Below are 18656 nucleotides of genomic sequence, written 5' to 3'. Positions count from 1 at the left end.
TTAGAAAAGGTAATAATTCAGAAAATGACTTAGTCATTGCGTGCAATATGACGCCTGTGCCAAGGGAAAACTATAAAATGGGTGTGCCACGCAAGGGTAAACTAAAAGAAGTTTTTAATAGCGATCTCAAAAAGTATTTCGGTTCTGGATCGTATAAAAATAAAATGCAATCCACAAAAGAAGTACCGTGGCAATTTAGGGATAATTCTATTGAAATTGATATTCCGCCTCTAGGTATGGTAGCATTTAAATATGCTACAACTAAATCATTAAAGTAAATTGTTAAAGTAGGATGCTTCAATGTAAGACTACCTCGTGTATGTACTAAACATTATTGTTAGTATATAACGATATTTTTAGCATTATCACAAAAAGTTTGTACTATAACGATGTAGTTGTTAAATCATTTAAATACTTCTCTTTATACTTTGTAAACTTTATGATTTTTCCGTTTTTTTACATGGATTTTTTAATAAAATGAAGTTATGATTACAAATACGGAATTAAAAAACAAAGGAAACCTGTTTCCTTCTAAAATAGTAAGTTTTGAAAAAGACGTTGACAAATTATATTTTACAACAAATAATGATGTTATTCTACAATTAACAGTAGTTAGGGATAGCGTTTTAAGGTTTAGATATACAACAGTTGGTTATTTTGATAATGATTTTTCTTATGCAATTACTAAATATGCAAGTTTCGGCTATAATAAGTTAGAAATTAAGGAAGAAGAAGATCATTATGAAATTATAACCTCAAAATTAAGGTGTGAGATATCAAAGGAAAGCCTAAGAGTATCTATTTATGATGTCATTGATAATGTGCTCATCAATCAAGATGAAAGCGGATTTCACTGGGAAGAGAACTATAACAATGGTGGTAACATTGTTAAGATGAGCAAGGTTTCTAATGATGGTGAAAGTTACTACGGACTTGGTGATAAGCCAAATCACCTAAACCTTAAAGGTAAGCGCTATACGAATTGGGTTACCGATTCTTACGCTTATGGTAAAGATACAGACCCTATCTATAAAACCATTCCATTTTACACTGGTTTGCATCATGGTAAAGCCTACGGTTTATTTTTTGATAATACGTTTCAATCATCATTTGACTTTGCTCAGGAGCGAAGAAATGTAACCAGTTTTTGGGCGCAAGGTGGCGAAATGAATTATTACTTTTTCTATGGTCCTAAAATGAGTGATGTTGTAGAAAGTTATACAGATTTAACTGGTAAACCACATCATTTACCGCCATTATGGGCTTTAGGGTTTCATCAATGTAAGTGGAGCTACTATCCAGAAAGTAAAGTAAAAGAAATTACATCAAAATTTAGGGATCTAAAAATACCATGTGATGCCATCTATTTAGATATTGATTACATGGATGGCTTTAGATGTTTTACATGGAACAAGGACTATTTTCCGGATCCAAAACGAATGGTTCAGGAGCTCGCTGCAGATGGCTTTAAAACAGTAGCTATTATTGATCCAGGTATTAAAATAGATAAAGATTACGATGTTTTTAAAGAAGCTTTAGAAAAAGACTACTTCTGTAAGCGAGCAGATGGTGATTATATGAAAGGAAAGGTTTGGCCAGGTGAGTGTTACTTCCCAGATTTTACAAACCCAGAAGTTAGAGATTGGTGGTCTGGTCTATTTAAAGAATTAATTTCGGACATAGGTATAAAAGGCGTTTGGAACGATATGAACGAGCCTGCCGTTATGGAAGTACCAAATAAAACCTTTCCAGATGATGTGCGCCATGATTACGATGGCAATCCATGTAGTCATAGAAAAGCACATAACGTTTATGGTATGCAAATGGCACGAGCAACGTATCAAGGTTTAAAAAAATATTCGCATCCAAAGCGTCCGTTTGTTATAACACGTGCCGCTTATTCTGGTACACAGCGTTATACATCGACATGGACAGGTGATAACGTAGCGACTTGGGAGCATTTATGGATTGCGAATATACAGGCACAACGTTTAGCCATGTCTGGCTTCTCGTTTGCTGGTAGCGATATTGGAGGCTTTGCGGAACAACCACAAGGAGAGTTGTTTGCACGTTGGATTCAGCTTGGTGTTTTTCATCCATTCTTTAGAGTACATTCCTCTGGTGATCACGGAGATCAAGAACCTTGGACTTTCGATGAAGATGTTACCGATATTGTAAGAAAATTTATAGAGATTAGATACCAATTATTACCCTACCTATATACTGCATTTTGGAATTATACAGAACATGCAACACCACTTCTAAAATCACTGGTGCTTTACGACCAAGACGATGTACAAACCCATTACAGGACTGATGAGTTTATTTTTGGTGAGCAGATATTAGCGTGTCCAGTTTTAGAACCTAACGCTAGAGGAAGACGCATGTATATTCCTAACGGAAACTGGTATAATTTCTGGACCGACGAAGTGGTAAGAGGCGGCAAAGAAATGTGGGTTGATGCAGATATAGACAGTATGCCTATTTTTGTTAAGGAAGGTGCAATAATACCAAAATATCCTATTCAGCAATATGTAGGAGAAAAGGAAATAACAGAACTAACTTTAGATGTCTATTATAAAAAGGGTAAAGAGGATAGTGACTTATTTAGTGATGCTAATGATGGTTTTGATTACCTAAAAGGACGTTATAGCTTAAGAAATTTCACCCTCACTGGTAGGGACAATGAGCTTATAATTAATCAATATAAAGAAGGAAAGTTTATAACACCATATAACACGTTTAAAATAAATTTACATGGTCTGCCATTTGATATTTCAGAGATTCAATTAGACAATGAAAAAATTTCATTAGAGCATTTAAAATCTAATGGAACTAGCACTTTTACAGTAGATAAGAATTTTTCTGAGTTACATATTAAAGGAAAGGTCTAATAATAACAAGTGACTAATAAATTATTTTGTGTCTTATATTTACGAGTAAGAATTTTGTAAATTCGTATCAGTTTAATTTAAATCCATGAGCTATGAGTTATAAAAAATTAGTTTCAATAATAGTTGTTGTAATTGTAGTGGTATCTTGTGCTACTAATCCATTTACAGGAAAAAAAACAATGGCATTTGTTGGTAATGATCAGTTATTTCCTGCGGCATTTGCTCAGTACAATCAAGTATTAAGCGAAAATGATGTTGTAACAGGTACAAGTGATTCTGAGATGATTACAAGGGTAGGTCAGCGTATTGCTGTTGCCGCAGAACGGTATTTAAATGCCAATGGGCATCAAGGGTACTTAGACGATTATAAATGGGAATATAAACTCATTCAATCAGAGCAAGTAAACGCATGGTGTATGCCAGGCGGTAAAATTGCATTTTATACAGGTATTTTACCAATAGCTCAAAATGAAACAGGTGTAGCAGCCATAATGGGGCACGAGGTAGCGCACGCTTTAGCTAATCACGGACAACAACGAATGAGTGCGGCATATCTTCAACAAGGTATTGCTGTTGCAGGTAATATTGCCTTAGCAAACGACGAAAACTTAGGAATTTACAATCAAGCCTATGGTGTTGTGTCTAATGTAGCAGGTATGTTACCGTTTAGCCGAAGTCATGAAACAGAAGCTGATAAAATAGGGTCTTTACTAATGGCTATTGCAGGCTATAACCCAGATGAAGCATCTGAACTTTGGAAACGAATGAAGGCAAATAGCGGAGGACAAGCACCTCCAGAATTTTTAAGTACGCATCCAAGTAATGATACTAGGATAGCTAATCTTAAAGCCATGGCACCAAAATCGAAGGCGGAAGCAAAAAAATATGGTGTTACATCATTTAGACCAATTAATTAAACATCAATTAAATAATATTTGATTAATTTACAAGCTGTCCTAATTTAGGGCAGCTTTTTTAATTTTATACCATGACTGAACTAAAAAAAGGAAGTAAAAAATTACTAAATGCCTGGGCGTTTTATGATTGGGCAAATTCTGTTTATGCTTTAACCATAACCTCTTCAATTTTCCCTATATTTTATTCTACTTTATTTCTTACAGAAGTAAAAAGAATCACTGCATTTGGTTATGAGTTTAAGAGTACAGCCCTTATAACATTTGTAACCGCATTTACATTTTTAGTCGTTGCTTTTCTTTCTCCAATCCTTTCAGGAATTGCAGACTACGTTGGTAACAAAAAGAATTTTATGAAATTTTTCTGTTATTTGGGCGCAGCTGGTTGTATTGGCTTGTACTGGTTTCAATTAGATAACATACATTGGAGTTTACTTTTTTATTTTATGGGACTAATAGGGTATTGGGGCAGCTTGGTGTTTTACAATTCGTATTTACCAGACATAGCATATCCAGAGCAGCAAGACAGTATTAGTGCCAAAGGGTTTTCATTAGGATATATTGGTAGCGTCATTTTATTACTCATCAATTTGGCTATGGTGATGTTTCCTAATGTATTTTTTATTGAAGATCGTATAGGTGCAGACGCCAAGGTTATTGAGACCGCTTCACAAGTAGCTATGCGCTATTCTTTTGTAATGGTAGGTGTTTGGTGGGTGTTATTCAGTCAATATTCGTTTAATATTTTACCAAGCGGAAATTCATCTGGCCAAAAGGTGACAAAATCAATAGTGTTTAATGGGTTTAGAGAATTAAAAGGTGTGTGGAATCAACTCAAACAAAACCTGAGGTTAAAACGCTACCTGTATGCGTTTTTTGTATTTAGTATGGCCGTGCAGACCATTATGCTGGTTGCTGTGTATTTTGGGGAAGAAGAGATTGCTTGGGGAGGTGACGATGCTAAACAATTTGGTCTCATTATTAGTATTTTGGTAATACAGTTAGTAGCTATACTGGGTGCCTTTTTAACCTCGAGAGCGTCGTCTAAATTCGGTAATATTAAAACTTTAATTGCCGTAAACTTTATATGGATGATACTATGTTTTTATGCCTATTTTATGAAGACTCCATTACAATTTTACATTGCCGCTTCTGCTGTTGGTTTTGTAATGGGAGGCATTCAATCATTAGCAAGGTCTACATATTCTAAGTTTTTACCAAACACTGAAGATACCACATCTTATTTTAGTTTTTATGATGTAGCTGAAAAAATAGGTATTGTAATTGGTATGCTCATTTATGGGTTTATAGACCAAATCACAGGGAGCATGCGCAACTCAATTCTATTTCTGTTTATCTTCTTTTTGTTAGGTATATTTATGTTATTCCGTGTGCCAAAACAGACAAATAGTTAAAGGTAAATTCTATGTGTTTATAAATTGAATTTAGAACATACAATGACTTTATTTGCAATAAATTTTAATAATAAAAAGCTTAAGTGTAAACTTTTAATTTATATGAAAGCAATGGCACAACAATTGAATTTGAAGAAAGAAGAATAACTCTCAATAATATGTAATTTATTGATATTCAGTAAAGAGTTAAGTATTAATACGTTTAAAACAATTACTATTGTGTTATTTTTAATGACATAATGGCTTAAAAATACTATGGGGAAGCAAAAATTTTTAGGACTTGACAGTTTGTCATTTCAAGATTTTGATGAGAATTCTGAGTTAATACCATTAATGACGCCAGAGGATGAAGAGCTAATTAATAATGAAGAATTACCAGAATCCTTGCCAATTTTACCACTAAGAAATACCGTGTTATTTCCAGGTGTTGTAATACCAATAACAGCAGGTAGAGACACCTCAATTAAATTAATAAATGATGCCAATAAAGGCGGTAAAGTTATTGGTGTGGTGGCACAGAAAGATGAAAGCGTAGAAAAACCAACAGAAAACGATATCTATAAAACAGGAACCGTTGCACGTATTTTAAAGGTTCTAAAAATGCCAGATGGTAATACAACAGTTATTATTCAGGGTAAAAAGCGATTTCAGATTAATGAAATAATTTCTGAAACACCATATTTAACAGCAACGATTTCTGATCTCTCCGAAGCTAAACCCGCATCAGATAATGAAGAATTTAATGCAATTATAGATTCTATAAAAGATTTGTCTTTAGAGATTATAAAGGAAAGTCCTAATATTCCATCCGAAGCAAGTTTTGCCATAAAGAATATAGAAAGTAACTCCTTTTTAGTAAATTTTGTTTCTTCTAACATGAATCTTAAAGTTGAAGAAAAACAAAAATTATTAAAGATTAATGACTTAAAAGAACGTGCACTGCAAACATTGAAGTTTATGAATCTTGAGTATCAAAAGCTAGAGCTAAAAAATGATATTCAAAATAAAGTTCAAAGTGATATGAACCAGCAGCAACGTGAGTATTTTCTTCATCAACAGATGAAAACCATCCAAGAAGAGCTAGGAGGTGGCGCATCATCCGGACAAGAAATTGAAGAAATGAAAGCCAGAGCTAAAGACAAGCAGTGGGACGAAAAGGTAAAGACGCATTTTGAAAAAGAATTGGCAAAAATGCAGCGTATGAACCCTCAGGTTGCAGAATATTCCATTCAGCGAAACTATTTAGATTTGTTTTTAGACTTACCATGGAATGCGTTTAGCGAAGATCAATTTGATTTAAAACGTGCCCTAAAGATATTAGACCGAGATCATTTTGGTTTAGACGATGTTAAAAAACGTATTATTGAGTATTTAGCAGTGCTAAAACTAAGAAATGATATGAAGTCTCCAATACTTTGTTTATATGGACCGCCAGGTGTTGGTAAAACATCATTAGGTAAATCTATTGCAGAAGCCTTGGGTAGAGAGTACGTAAGAATTTCTCTAGGTGGTTTAAGAGACGAGGCCGAGATAAGAGGTCATAGGAAAACATATATTGGTGCTATGCCAGGACGTATTATTCAAAGCTTAAAGAAAGCAGGCACCTCTAACCCAGTGTTTGTTTTAGATGAAATAGATAAGCTCTCGTCGGGTCACCAAGGAGATCCTTCTTCGGCAATGTTAGAAGTATTAGACCCTGAGCAAAATTATGAATTCTACGATAACTTCCTAGAAATGGGTTATGACCTTTCTAAAGTTATGTTTATAGCCACCTCTAATAGCTTAGCAACGATACAGCCAGCACTTAGAGACCGAATGGAAATTATTAACGTTACAGGCTATACCATTGAGGAAAAAGTTGAAATTGCAAAGCGTCATCTATTGCCTAAGCAGCTAAAAGAACATGGATTAGATACCTCACACCTTAAGATTGCAAAACCACAATTAGAGAAAATAGTTGAAGGGTACACACGAGAGTCTGGAGTAAGAGGGCTAGAAAAACAAATTGCAAAAATGGTACGTTATGCGGCTAAAAATATTGCAATGGAAGACGATTATAATGCAAAGGTTTCTAATGAAGCTATTACAGAAGTATTAGGAAGTCCTAGATTAGAACGCGATAAATACGAAAATAATAATGTTGCCGGTGTGGTTACAGGATTAGCTTGGACTAGAGTAGGAGGAGATATTTTATTTATAGAATCTATACTTTCTAAAGGTAAAGGCAATCTCTCCATTACAGGCAATTTAGGAAAAGTAATGAAGGAGTCTGCCACTATTGCTATGGAATACATTAAAGCCAACGCAGATAAATTTGAGATTAACCCTGGGATTTTTGATAAATATAATGTCCATATACACGTGCCAGAAGGAGCAACTCCCAAAGATGGTCCAAGTGCAGGTGTAACTATGTTAACTTCTTTAGTATCTTTGTTTACACAACGTAAAGTAAAAAAGAGCATAGCCATGACTGGTGAAATTACGCTAAGAGGGAAAGTATTACCCGTTGGAGGTATAAAAGAAAAGATCTTAGCTGCTAAGCGTGCTAAGATAAAAGAGATTCTATTATGTGAGGATAATAGAAGAGATATAGATGAAATAAAGCCCGAATATCTTAAAGGATTAACCTTCCATTATGTAACTGATATGAGTGATGTTTTAAAACTCGCATTAACTAATCAAAAAGTAAAACATGCAAAAAATCTTTAAGCTAATACTATCTATTGTCATAGTATTGTTATCTGGTGTACTTGCTTTTGGGCAAGAAGAACAAAAACAAAAAGAAATCGTAACGCACAAAGATGTAACCTTAGACGGTAAACCTGCAAGATTAAATGTGACTACAGGTGAAATTACGTTTGTAAACCCAGCTGATAAAAGGCAACCTGTAAAGTTTGAAAATTATGTAGAAAATTCAAATAAGGCACAAAAACCGAATCCAATCAAAAATACAGGAGTGCGTTATGCTTCAAATTCAACTTCAGCTTCGGGTATTCAACCAGTTATACACACCGTAATGGAAGGTGAAAACTTGTTAAAAATAGCTATCCGCTATGGCGTAAAATTAAATGATTTAAAACGCGCTAATAATATGGAAACCACTTTAGTTAAACCAGGGCAAAAGTTGCGAGTAAGCCATTTAAACGCTGTAAATGACCAAAATTTGATGAATTCACAAACAACCTATGCAAGTAATGCTTCTGGTTCAGCAGTTCACATCGTAGAAAAAGGACAAACATTGTATAGTTTGGCAAAGCGTTATGGGTTAACTGTTAGTGAATTAAAACAATACAATGGTTTAAATTCTAACCTAATTAAAGTTGGTCAAAAAATATTACTTCCAAATGCTAATGCGGATAGTAGTGATAATTCAATTACATCGTGGCGCGTTGTAGAAGGAGATACACTATACAGCATTTCTATTTACACAGGGACACCAGTTGAGGAGTTAAAGCGTATTAATGGATTAGCAAATAATATTATTAAAGTAGGACAACAAATAGATTTTAAATCGAAAAGTGCAACTGCCAAAAAATAAAAAAAATATATCCTCGTTCTAATGAGAGATTAAGTTAGTGTGATTTTAATAAGGAAATGACATAATAGTACGCTTTCAATGATTAAGAGGACTGTTCAATTATTTTTTATGCTGTTAGCATTACCTGCTTTTGCACAATTGGGTGGTGCCTCTACGTATCAATTCCTTAATTTAGTTTCATCTCCAAGACAAGCTGCGCTTGGTGGTAAAATCATAACTAATTTTGACCATGATGTAACAGAAGCACTTTATAACCCAGCTTCTATTAATTGGCAAATGCATAATCAACTTGCTTTAAATGTTTCTAATTACTTAGGTGGTATAACCTACGGAACTGCAGCTTATGCCTACACTTGGGACCGACATCTGCAGACCTTTCATTTTGGTGTTACTTACATTAATTATGGTACGTTTGATGGTTATGACCTCAATGGTGTTTCAACAGGAACTTTTAGCGGTAATGAAACCGCTATATCAGCAGGTTATAATTACAATATACCTTTTACAGATTTTTACGTTGGTGCCAATATAAAAATAATAACGTCCTTATTAGAACAATACAATTCGGTAGGTGGTGCGGTAGATATTGGAGCGATGTATATTAATGAAGACTTAGATTTTCATGCAGCATTAACCGTAAGGAATCTCGGCACTCAGTTTTCTACCTATGCTGGCCAAAACGAACCTTTACCATTTGAGGTTAACTTTGGGATGTCTCAAACTTTAGAGAATGTACCAATACGTTGGCATCTTACTTTAGAGAATTTACAACAATGGCCTATAGGAGTGTCTAATCCGGCAAGAGTTACAACAGATTTAGAGGGTAATCAGACCCAAGAAAAAGTAGGATTTCTTAACAACGCCCTACGCCATGTTATATTAGGTGCAGAACTTTGGCCAGAGCGTGGATTTAATCTTAGACTGGGTTACAATTTTAGACGAGCTGAAGAGTTAAGAATCGTTGATCAGCGAACATTTTCTGGGTTGTCAGTTGGTCTTGGCATAAAACTAAATAAGATGCGCTTTAGTTATACACATGCTAGATATACCAGTGCTTCTAACACTAGTTTTTTTGGACTTCAGATCGATTTAGATGGTAGAAGACGATAATTTATTATATATTCTCTGCCCTAAGAAACAAGTATGAAAAAAATTATCATAGCCATAGACGGATTTTCATCCACAGGTAAAAGTACTATAGCCAAGCAGTTGGCAAAGTCGCTTAACTATATTTATGTGGATACAGGTGCTATGTACAGAGCAGTTACTTATTTTGCTTTTCATAACCAGCTAATAGGCGAGGGTTTTTTCCATTCAGAAAAGCTTATTAAAGCATTAGACGACATTCATATAACATTTAAATTTAACAAAGAATTAGAGTTTGCTGAGGTCTATCTTAATGGAAAAAACATTGAAAGAGATATTAGAACCTTAAAGATTTCGAAATACGTTAGTCCTGTAGCAACAATTTCAGACGTCCGCCAAAAACTAGTAGAGCAGCAGCAATTGATGGGAAAAGATAAAGGCATTGTAATGGATGGAAGAGATATAGGAACTGTTGTGTTTCCTAATGCCGAATTAAAAATTTTTATGACTGCTTCTGCCGAAACCAGAGCAAAACGCCGTTTTAAAGAATTATTAGAACGTGGCCATAACTTAAGTTATGACGAAGTCTTAGAAAATGTAACCACTAGAGATCGTATAGATTCTACAAGAAAAGATTCTCCCTTAGTAAAAGCAAAAGATGCTATTGAAATTGATAACTCGAATTTAACCATAGAAGCCCAACTAGAACGCTTATTAAAACTGGCTAAAGCCATGCTATAAATAAAAAGCGACTGGTCACAAGATAATCTTAGTACAGTCGCTTTTATAAATTTTAAAATTCTCTAAAACTAAAGATTAGGAATCACTAATTCTTGGTCTGGGTGAATAACATCAGGATTCTTTAAAATATTTGTATTCGCTTCAAATATTTGTTTGTACTTCATTGCATCACCATAATAGTGTTTAGCAATTTTACCTAATGTTTCACCAGAAGCAACAGTGTGCCTTGCGTAAACACTCTCGTCCGCTACTTTTATATTTGCTACTATATCTGCTGGGTTATCTCCTCCTGCGGCTTTAATAGCATCCCATAATAAGTTCTTTTCATATTGTGTTGCTGCAGTACCTTCTACTTTAAGCACACCATTTTCTTCGGAAATGTTGCCATTCTCAATGTTTAATTTTTCTCCTAAGTCTAATACGCCTTGGTATTTAGCTCTAACCATAATTGTTTCAATTTTAAGTATTAATAGTATTGTAAATATACCAAATTTATATACTAATTTAAAGGTATTAGTACATCATTTTAAGTATGTATTAATTAGACGCTTAATTTAGGTGAAAGTCACTTATTCTATTGTTTGGTATTCAGGATAATATATAGTACTTTTGCAGACCTTTTGGCGAGTATAGAAAACAAAAGGATTAATAAATATATAAAAAACACTTCTACTGCTGGTGTCGCATTATTTTCTAGCTAAGAAGTAGAATACAAATTTTATTCAGCACATGTCTGAAAAAGAAACAAAACAAGCCGAAGCCGAAGTAAAGGCAGAAGCTACTACAGTTGAAGCTCCAGTAGTCTCTGAAGCGCAAGCAAATCCAGAAAAATTTTTAAAAGAATTCGATTGGCACAATTACGAAGAAGGAATTGAGCAAGTTGCAGACACAAAATTAGAGGAATTTGAAAAATTAGTATCTGAAAATTTCGTTGATACTTTAGATGACGAAGTTGTAGAAGGTGAAGTAATTCACATTACTGACCGTGATGCTATTATTGATATCAACGCAAAATCTGAAGGTGTAATTTCTCTTAATGAGTTTCGTTACAATCCAGATTTAAAAGTTGGTGATAAAGTTGAAGTGTTAATTGACGTGCGCGAAGATGCGACAGGTCAGTTAGTATTATCTCACAGAAAAGCTCGTGTAATTAAAGCATGGGATCGTGTAAATAATGCACACGATACGGGTGAAATCGTTAATGGTTTTGTAAAATGCAGAACTAAAGGTGGTATGATCGTTGACGTATTTGGTATAGAAGCATTCTTACCAGGTTCTCAAATCGATGTGAAACCTATTAGAGATTACGATCAGTACGTTAATAAAACTATGGAATTTAAGGTTGTAAAAATTAACCACGAATTTAAAAACATAGTAGTTTCTCATAAAGCACTTATTGAAGCAGATATTGAGGAGCAGAAGAAAGAAATCATTAGCCAGTTAGAAAAAGGACAAGTTTTAGAGGGTATTGTTAAAAACATTACATCTTACGGTGTGTTTATAGATTTAGGTGGTGTAGATGGTTTAGTTCATATTACAGATTTATCTTGGTCTCGTATTAACCATCCAAATGAGATTGTTGAGTTAGATCAAAAATTAAATGTTGTAATCCTAGATTTTGACGAGAACAAATCTAGAATCCAATTAGGTCTTAAACAATTATCTAAGCATCCATGGGAAGCTTTAGGAGAAGACGTTAAAGTTGGTGATAAAGTAAAAGGAAAGGTTGTAGTTATAGCTGATTACGGTGCATTTGTTGAGGTAGAAGAAGGAGTTGAAGGCTTAGTTCATGTTAGTGAAATGTCTTGGTCAACGCACTTACGTTCCGCTCAAGATTTCGTATCTGTAGGAGATGAGATCGAAGCACAAATCTTAACTTTAGATAGAGAAGATCGTAAAATGTCTCTTGGTATTAAGCAATTAGCGCCAGATCCATGGACAGATATTACATCTAAATATCCTGTAGGTTCTAAGCACACAGGTATTGTACGTAACTTTACAAACTTTGGTGTCTTTGTAGAATTAGAAGAAGGTATTGATGGATTAATTTATATTTCTGATTTATCTTGGACTAAGAAAATAAAGCACCCATCAGAATTCTGTAACGTAGGTGACAAGTTAGACGTTGTTGTTTTAGAATTAGACGTTCAAGGACGTAAATTATCACTAGGACACAAGCAAACGACTGATAACCCATGGGATAAGTACGAAAAAGAGTTTGCTCTTGGCACCTCACATACCATAGCTATTACTGAAATGGTAGATAAAGGAGCTACTATAGAGTTTAATGACGACATTACTGCATTTGTGCCACAACGTCATTTAGAGAAAGAAGATGGTTCTAAACTTAAAAAAGGTGAAGAAGCAGAATTTAAGATCATTGAATTTAATAAAGAATTCAAAAGAGTTGTAGCATCGCATACAGCAGTATTTAGAGAAGAGGAAGCTAAAATCGTTAAGCAAGCTGTTAAGAAAGCAGAAGCTGCAGCGGCTGAAGCTAAGCCAACTTTAGGTGATGCAAATGATGCTTTACAAGCACTTAAAGATAAAATGGACGGGAAGAAATAATATAAACCTGTAAAGTCAGGAATCTCAGTCTTAATACATTTAAAGCCTCTCTCTCGATAACTATCGGGATCCGAGAGGCTTTTTTTATGCCCACGCATTATTTGATACTCTAATTATTTGCATTAACTTTGCCAATCAATAATGCTTGGATTATTAAATGAGCCAAAAAGTACTACTTAACGCTAAGGAAGTCAACATAACACTACATCGATTGGCATGCCAGCTTATTGAAAATCATGATGATTTTTCTGAAACCGTATTAATTGGTATTCAACCAAGAGGAAAATTCTTAGCAGAACGATTAGCCCAGATGCTATCAAGAGATTATCATATAAAAAATGTAGAACTAGGACATTTAGATATTACATTTTTTAGAGATGATTTTAGGCGAAGCGGAAAACCACTAGAAGCTAATACAACAAAAATTGATTTTATTGTAGAGAATAAAAACGTGGTGTTCATAGATGATGTGTTGTATACAGGACGTAGTATAAGATCTGCATTAACCGCTATTCAATCTTTTGGGAGACCAAATAATATAGAATTATTAACCTTAATAGACAGACGTTTTAGTCGTCATTTACCTATACAACCAAACTATAGAGGTAGACAGGTAGATGCCATAGATAATCAAAAAGTAAAGGTAAATTGGGTTGAAAATGAAGGCGAAGATGCCGTGTATCTAATTGATAAGTAGATGAAAGAGAACTCGAATTTAGAGTTAAACTCTAAATTGATAAGAATAAAGAATTAAGTGAATTGCTAAAGGCGAAGCGCTAATAGCTAAAAGGAAATAGAAAGCATGAGTGAATTAAGTGTAGATCACTTACTTGGAATAAAATATCTTACGAAAGAAGATATTGATCTCATTTTTGAAACTGCAGATCAGTTTAAAGAGGTTATTAATAGACCTATTAAAAAGGTACCATCACTTAGAGATATTACTATTGCTAATTTATTTTTTGAAAATTCAACACGTACTAAGTTGTCTTTTGAATTGGCCGAAAAACGACTTTCGGCAGATGTTATTAATTTTTCTGCTTCACAATCTTCGGTTAAAAAAGGAGAAACCCTAATAGATACGGTTAATAATATTTTATCTATGAAGGTAGATATGGTAGTGATGCGTCATCCTAATCCAGGAGCTGGTGTTTTTTTGTCTAAGCACGTTAATGCAAGTATTATAAATGCTGGTGATGGTGCCCACGAGCACCCAACACAGGCCTTATTAGATTCGTATTCTATTAGAGAAAAGCTAGAATCAGTTAAAGGAAAGAATGTTGTTATTGTTGGTGATATTTTACACAGTAGAGTAGCGCTATCTAACATTTATGCACTTCAGCTACAGGGAGCCAATGTAATGGTTTGTGGCCCAAAAACCTTGTTGCCAAAGTATATAAAAGAACTTGGTGTAAAGGTTGAGACCAATTTGAGAAAGGCATTAGAGTGGTGCGATGTGGCTAATATGCTGAGAGTACAGAATGAGCGTATGGATATTAGTTATTTTCCTACAACAAGAGAATATAGTCAGCAATTTGGTGTAAATAAAGCCATGTTAGATAGTTTAAGTAAAGAGATTGTGATTATGCATCCAGGACCAATAAATCGTGGTGTAGAGATAACAAGTGATGTTGCTGACTCCAGCCAAGCCATTATTTTAGACCAAGTAGAAAATGGCGTTGCCGTAAGAATGGCAGTAATTTATTTATTGGCTTCTAAAATAAAGCAATAAACTATGATTGTAGATAGAAACGGAAATATTACGATAATCGCTCAAGAAAAAGCATCAGTTAAAACTTTAGTTAATAATATAGAACAGGCTTATGATGATAAGTATAAAAGCTATCATCTTATTGTGCGGTTGTCTAGTCTTGAGAAAATTTCACTAGAAGATATCATTGAGTTTTTACGTCTAAGTAATACCCATCGCGGTGATAAAAAATCGTTTGTTATTGTAACGAGTCAGGCAGATTTAGATCAAATGCCAGATGAATTGGTAGTTGTGCCAACCCTGCAAGAAGCTTACGATATTATTGAAATGGAGGACATTGAGCGGGATTTAGGTTTTTAATTTGGCAACCTTCATCACAATATTAAAGTATTTTTAAAATAATTATTAAATGACTCATCTGGCTCTAAAAAACAAAGAATACTAACAGATGAAGCTAACTATCCTTGGTTGTCATAGTGCTACACCACGAATAAATACAAATCCAACCTCTCAGGTTTTAGAAATAAAAAACCACATGTTTCTAATTGACTGTGGAGAGGGATCTCAGGTAGAACTGAGACGAAATAAGATAAAGTTTTCAAGATTAAAACATATTTTTATTTCGCATCTGCATGGAGATCATTTCTTTGGTCTTATTGGTTTAATTAGCACTTTTCAATTATTAACGCGCGAAACGGAACTTCATATTTACGGTCCCAAAGGGCTTAAAGATATCATTCTACTACAATTAAAACTAACAAAAGCTTATACGAGTTATCAGCTGATTTTTCATGAACTGACCTCAAAAACATCAGAATTAATTTATGAAGATGATAAGTTAGAAGTGCGTACCATTCCATTAAATCATCGTGTATACACCAATGGCTTTTTATTTAAAGAGAAAGAAAATGAACGTAAATTAGATATAAATGCGGTCCGTGACTCTAATATAGATATAGCGTACTATAGAAAATTGAAGCAAGGCGCAGATGTTGTTAACGAAGACGGAATTTTAATAAAAAATGAGCGTGTTACCAAAGACCCTGTTCCGCCTAAAAGTTATGCATACTGCAGTGATACTGTTTACGATGAACAAATTATTCCTTTAATTACGGGTGCAACAGTATTATACCATGAGTCAACCTTCTTAGATAAGAATGAAGATTTATGCAAAAAAACAAAGCATAGCACTGCTAGGCAAGCAGCAATAATTGCAAGAAAATCTAGGGTTAAAAGTTTAATCCTCGGTCATTTTTCTACACGTTATAATGGCTACGACGAATTTAAAACTCAGGCAAAAGAAGAGTTTTCCAATGTTCTGTTAGCTAGGGACGGAATCTCTTTTGAATTTTAATTTAAATTTTTTATTTGCTGTACCCAATTAACGGCTTCTTCAAGACTATGAGATCTTTTCATTGGTATCGCAGACATTTGCTTTTCTATATTGGCATTTAGATGGGTACTTTCTCTATAACTTACTATAGAGGCTGCTCTTAAGATACTATCATCTTTATCAAAATAAGACCAGAGCACAGGGTCTATAGAGTAAGAATTTATCCGGTTAGCTATATATGCTAAGGTTTTATGTTTTCCGTAATAAGTTCTTAATGAGTTGAGTAAAATTTTTAGCTTGTTCCAATTAAGGTGTTCACCTTCATTGACTTCCATTATAAAGAAATCATCAAATAAATAATAGGTACCAAAATCTAAAATTACTTTATCGTAATCATAGGCTTTTGATAGAGGGGAATCTTCAAAATGCATTCTAGGATGTTAATTAATTAAGGGTTCTCAAAGCTAAGCTTTTTTTGATAGAAATAAAATAAACAGTTAACTTCGTATAACTATGGAAAAGGATTTAAGTAATTATAGGAAGACATACCAAAAAGGTGAGTTATTATTAAATAAGGTTTCAGAAAATCCCATTGAATTGTTTAGAGACTGGTTTACAGAGGTTGACACTCATTTTAATGTTGGAGAAACTAATGCGATGACAATTTCTACAATAGGATTAGATGGTTATCCTAAAAGCAGAGTGGTACTTTTAAAAAAATTTACACATAAAGGATTTATTTTTTACACCAATTATAATAGCGAAAAGGGCAATGCCATTGCAGCGCATCCAAACGTCTGTTTATCTTTTTTTTGGCCTACCGCTGAGCGACAAATCATTATTAAAGGTAGAGCAGAAAAGATAGCCGAGAATATGAGTGATGGTTATTTTGAATCTCGCCCAAGAGGTAGTCAACTTGGTGCTATGGTATCTCATCAAAGTTCTGTAATAAAGGACAGAAGCGAATTAGAAAAAAATCTTAAAGCGCTTGAAGATAAATTTGCAAACAAAGAAATACCTAGACCAAAACATTGGGGAGGTTATATTGTTAAACCCGTAGAACTAGAGTTTTGGCAGGGTAGACCTAATCGTTTACATGATAGAATCCGTTATAAACTACAAGAAGATTATAGTTGGAAAATAGAGCGGCTTTCTCCCTAATCAACTATTTTATTTTATCGATAAAACGATCAATACCGTCGTTAAAAGTGATTTAAATTACATAAAAATAGTGTATTTCATCGATGTTTTACATAAAACAACGTTTAAATACATGTATTTCATCGAAAAGTTTTATATTTTTTTTTAAATACGTATTTAGGTTATTAGATTAGTATTCCCAAATCTAATTTACCTACTTATGAAAGCTCTTAAACTAATGCCTTTATTGGCTATTGTGGCACTTTTAGGCTTTAATTCTTGTTCTACCGATAGTGCTATTGAAGATATAGAATCCATAGAAATTCCGATGACACCTCAAGCAAAGCAAATTGAAATAGAGATCATGGAATTAATAAATGCACACAGAATAACTAAGGGTTTAAATCCGTTAAGTAATCATGACACGGTTAAAGCAGTAGCATTTACCCACACTGATTATATGATTGAGGTGGATAATGTATCGCATGATAATTTTTTTCAGAGAAAGGAAAGTTTACAACTTAACGCAGAAGCCAATATTGTTACAGAAAATGTGGCTTATGGGTTTAGTTCTGCTGCATCTGTAGTTAGCGCATGGTTAAACAGCCCAAATCATAAGGAAAACATTGAGGGTAATTATACGGATTTTGATATTTCTGCTGAGAAAAATGAAGACGGTAAATGGTATTTTACAAACATCTTTATAAAACGATAAAAACATAGATAGTTAACTGATTTAAAAGCCATAACTCTTATGAGTTATGGCTTTCTTTTTTATATAATATTCTTTGCTATGAACATTTAACGTAGTCTTTGAGAAGTCTTTGAAATTATACTTTAAAATTTAAAAGCATACTTAGGTGTTAATTACAAAATCTTCCACATTAAAAGGTTTTAAATGATTTACTCTAATATAATAGTTCAACTATTAAGAGCTCTCTGTATAATTACACAAAATTGTCTGAGACACTTTAAAAGTCAATGGTAGTTTTATAAACTATTATTTATATGAGTTATATGAACTGAAATAAAAAAAGCAAGCTCTAAAAAAAGCTTGCTTTAAATTAGTTAACGCGTTGAGTTTTTTATTCACTGACAATATAAAAATAAGAACGCCTATTAAGTTGATGTTCTTCTTCTGTACATTTAACGCCATTAGAACATTTGTTTAGCAATTGAGATTCACCGTAACCTATGGCACTTTCTATTCTATCAGAATCTATACCACGAGATATAATGTAATCTCTTGTGGATTTTGCACGTCTGTCAGATAATTTTTCATTATACTTATCTCTTCCACGACTGTCTGTGTGCGA

The 18656-nt window shown here is 33.8% G+C and carries 18 protein-coding genes; 15 read left to right on the top strand and 3 right to left on the bottom strand.

Going from position 1 to position 18656, the window contains the following annotated elements; translation table 11 throughout:
- The 8 genes from Q0800_RS01050 to cmk all read left to right on the top strand — a co-directional run.
- Window positions 1–278 (top strand): alpha amylase C-terminal domain-containing protein (locus Q0800_RS01050; RefSeq protein WP_299126838.1); only part of this gene is annotated, 278 nt, incomplete at its 5' end.
- Window positions 279–485: 207 nt separating this feature from the next.
- On the top strand, window positions 486–2894 hold the full coding sequence (locus Q0800_RS01045; RefSeq protein WP_299126837.1) for a glycoside hydrolase family 31 protein: 2409 nt from the start codon (window positions 486–488) through the stop codon (window positions 2892–2894).
- 92 nt (window positions 2895–2986) lie between these two features.
- Window positions 2987–3811: a M48 family metallopeptidase gene (locus Q0800_RS01040; RefSeq protein ID WP_299126836.1), complete on the top strand. Its 825-nt coding sequence runs from the start codon at window positions 2987–2989 to the stop codon at window positions 3809–3811.
- 71 nt (window positions 3812–3882) lie between these two features.
- Complete coding sequence (locus tag Q0800_RS01035; protein ID WP_299126835.1) at window positions 3883–5223, top strand: MFS transporter; 1341 nt, start codon at window positions 3883–3885, stop codon at window positions 5221–5223.
- A gap of 255 nt (window positions 5224–5478) precedes the next feature.
- A complete protein-coding gene (gene lon, locus Q0800_RS01030; RefSeq protein ID WP_299126834.1) occupies window positions 5479–7932 on the top strand; it encodes an endopeptidase La in 2454 nt (817 codons plus the stop codon).
- Window positions 7916–8761, top strand: coding sequence for a LysM peptidoglycan-binding domain-containing protein (locus tag Q0800_RS01025; RefSeq protein WP_299126833.1), 846 nt, complete (start codon window positions 7916–7918; stop codon window positions 8759–8761). Before lon ends, Q0800_RS01025 begins: the two co-directional genes overlap by 17 nt.
- 78 nt (window positions 8762–8839) lie before the next feature.
- Window positions 8840–9871, top strand: a complete 1032-nt coding sequence (gene porQ, locus Q0800_RS01020; protein WP_299126832.1) for a type IX secretion system protein PorQ — start codon at window positions 8840–8842, stop codon at window positions 9869–9871.
- 33 nt (window positions 9872–9904) lie between these two features.
- Window positions 9905–10588, top strand: coding sequence for a (d)CMP kinase (cmk, locus tag Q0800_RS01015; RefSeq protein ID WP_299126831.1), 684 nt, complete (start codon window positions 9905–9907; stop codon window positions 10586–10588).
- Window positions 10589–10656: 68 nt separating this feature from the next.
- Here the strand turns inward: cmk and Q0800_RS01010 are convergent, their stop codons facing one another.
- Window positions 10657–11034: a LysM peptidoglycan-binding domain-containing protein gene (locus Q0800_RS01010; protein ID WP_299126830.1), complete on the bottom strand. Its 378-nt coding sequence runs from the start codon at window positions 11032–11034 to the stop codon at window positions 10657–10659.
- A 283-nt stretch (window positions 11035–11317) separates the two neighbouring features.
- On the opposite strand from Q0800_RS01010, the gene rpsA reads away from it, so the two are divergent.
- From rpsA to Q0800_RS00985, 5 genes are all read left to right on the top strand, one after another.
- Window positions 11318–13156: a 30S ribosomal protein S1 gene (gene rpsA, locus Q0800_RS01005; RefSeq protein ID WP_299126829.1), complete on the top strand. Its 1839-nt coding sequence runs from the start codon at window positions 11318–11320 to the stop codon at window positions 13154–13156.
- Between the two features lie 157 nt (window positions 13157–13313).
- Window positions 13314–13853, top strand: a complete 540-nt coding sequence (gene pyrR / locus Q0800_RS01000; protein WP_299126828.1) for a bifunctional pyr operon transcriptional regulator/uracil phosphoribosyltransferase PyrR — start codon at window positions 13314–13316, stop codon at window positions 13851–13853.
- Between the two features lie 105 nt (window positions 13854–13958).
- Window positions 13959–14888: an aspartate carbamoyltransferase catalytic subunit gene (locus Q0800_RS00995; RefSeq protein ID WP_299126827.1), complete on the top strand. Its 930-nt coding sequence runs from the start codon at window positions 13959–13961 to the stop codon at window positions 14886–14888.
- A gap of 3 nt (window positions 14889–14891) precedes the next feature.
- Window positions 14892–15227, top strand: a complete 336-nt coding sequence (locus Q0800_RS00990) for a ribonuclease Z (protein ID WP_299126826.1) — start codon at window positions 14892–14894, stop codon at window positions 15225–15227.
- A gap of 88 nt (window positions 15228–15315) precedes the next feature.
- Window positions 15316–16221 (top strand): ribonuclease Z, encoded by a 906-nt coding sequence (locus Q0800_RS00985; RefSeq protein ID WP_299126825.1) that lies wholly within the window; start codon window positions 15316–15318, stop codon window positions 16219–16221.
- Here Q0800_RS00985 and Q0800_RS00980 read toward each other — a convergent pair.
- Window positions 16218–16631, bottom strand: coding sequence for a hypothetical protein (locus tag Q0800_RS00980; protein ID WP_299126824.1), 414 nt, complete (start codon window positions 16629–16631; stop codon window positions 16218–16220). The genes Q0800_RS00985 and Q0800_RS00980 overlap by 4 nt on opposite strands.
- A gap of 82 nt (window positions 16632–16713) precedes the next feature.
- Here Q0800_RS00980 and pdxH point away from each other — a divergent pair, with 82 nt between their 5' ends.
- On the top strand, window positions 16714–17361 hold the full coding sequence (gene pdxH, locus Q0800_RS00975) for a pyridoxamine 5'-phosphate oxidase (RefSeq protein WP_299126823.1): 648 nt from the start codon (window positions 16714–16716) through the stop codon (window positions 17359–17361).
- A gap of 199 nt (window positions 17362–17560) precedes the next feature.
- Window positions 17561–18055: a CAP domain-containing protein gene (locus Q0800_RS00970; RefSeq protein WP_299126822.1), complete on the top strand. Its 495-nt coding sequence runs from the start codon at window positions 17561–17563 to the stop codon at window positions 18053–18055.
- Window positions 18056–18425: 370 nt separating this feature from the next.
- Here the strand turns inward: Q0800_RS00970 and Q0800_RS00965 are convergent.
- Window positions 18426–18656, bottom strand: a 231-nt coding sequence (locus Q0800_RS00965) for an OmpA family protein (protein WP_299126821.1), incomplete at its 5' end; no start/stop codon positions are given.

This window comes from uncultured Winogradskyella sp. (genome assembly GCF_937958655.1).
GTDB lineage: Bacteria > Bacteroidota > Bacteroidia > Flavobacteriales > Flavobacteriaceae > Winogradskyella.
This window is presented reverse-complemented; position numbering and strand designations above follow the sequence as displayed.

Coding starts and splice junctions, on each gene's coding strand:
- Q0800_RS01025 (WP_299126833.1), top strand. CDS start 7,916: ATGCAAAAAATCTTTAAGCTAATACTATCTATTGTCATAGTATTGTTA.
- pyrR (WP_299126828.1), top strand. CDS start 13,314: ATGAGCCAAAAAGTACTACTTAACGCTAAGGAAGTCAACATAACACTA.
- Q0800_RS01010 (WP_299126830.1), bottom strand. CDS start 11,034: ATGGTTAGAGCTAAATACCAAGGCGTATTAGACTTAGGAGAAAAATTA.
- Q0800_RS00985 (WP_299126825.1), top strand. CDS start 15,316: ATGAAGCTAACTATCCTTGGTTGTCATAGTGCTACACCACGAATAAAT.
- lon (WP_299126834.1), top strand. CDS start 5,479: ATGGGGAAGCAAAAATTTTTAGGACTTGACAGTTTGTCATTTCAAGAT.
- Q0800_RS01040 (WP_299126836.1), top strand. CDS start 2,987: ATGAGTTATAAAAAATTAGTTTCAATAATAGTTGTTGTAATTGTAGTG.
- cmk (WP_299126831.1), top strand. CDS start 9,905: ATGAAAAAAATTATCATAGCCATAGACGGATTTTCATCCACAGGTAAA.
- Q0800_RS00990 (WP_299126826.1), top strand. CDS start 14,892: ATGATTGTAGATAGAAACGGAAATATTACGATAATCGCTCAAGAAAAA.
- Q0800_RS01035 (WP_299126835.1), top strand. CDS start 3,883: ATGACTGAACTAAAAAAAGGAAGTAAAAAATTACTAAATGCCTGGGCG.
- rpsA (WP_299126829.1), top strand. CDS start 11,318: ATGTCTGAAAAAGAAACAAAACAAGCCGAAGCCGAAGTAAAGGCAGAA.
- pdxH (WP_299126823.1), top strand. CDS start 16,714: ATGGAAAAGGATTTAAGTAATTATAGGAAGACATACCAAAAAGGTGAG.
- Q0800_RS00995 (WP_299126827.1), top strand. CDS start 13,959: ATGAGTGAATTAAGTGTAGATCACTTACTTGGAATAAAATATCTTACG.
- Q0800_RS01045 (WP_299126837.1), top strand. CDS start 486: ATGATTACAAATACGGAATTAAAAAACAAAGGAAACCTGTTTCCTTCT.
- porQ (WP_299126832.1), top strand. CDS start 8,840: ATGATTAAGAGGACTGTTCAATTATTTTTTATGCTGTTAGCATTACCT.
- Q0800_RS00980 (WP_299126824.1), bottom strand. CDS start 16,631: ATGCATTTTGAAGATTCCCCTCTATCAAAAGCCTATGATTACGATAAA.
- Q0800_RS00970 (WP_299126822.1), top strand. CDS start 17,561: ATGAAAGCTCTTAAACTAATGCCTTTATTGGCTATTGTGGCACTTTTA.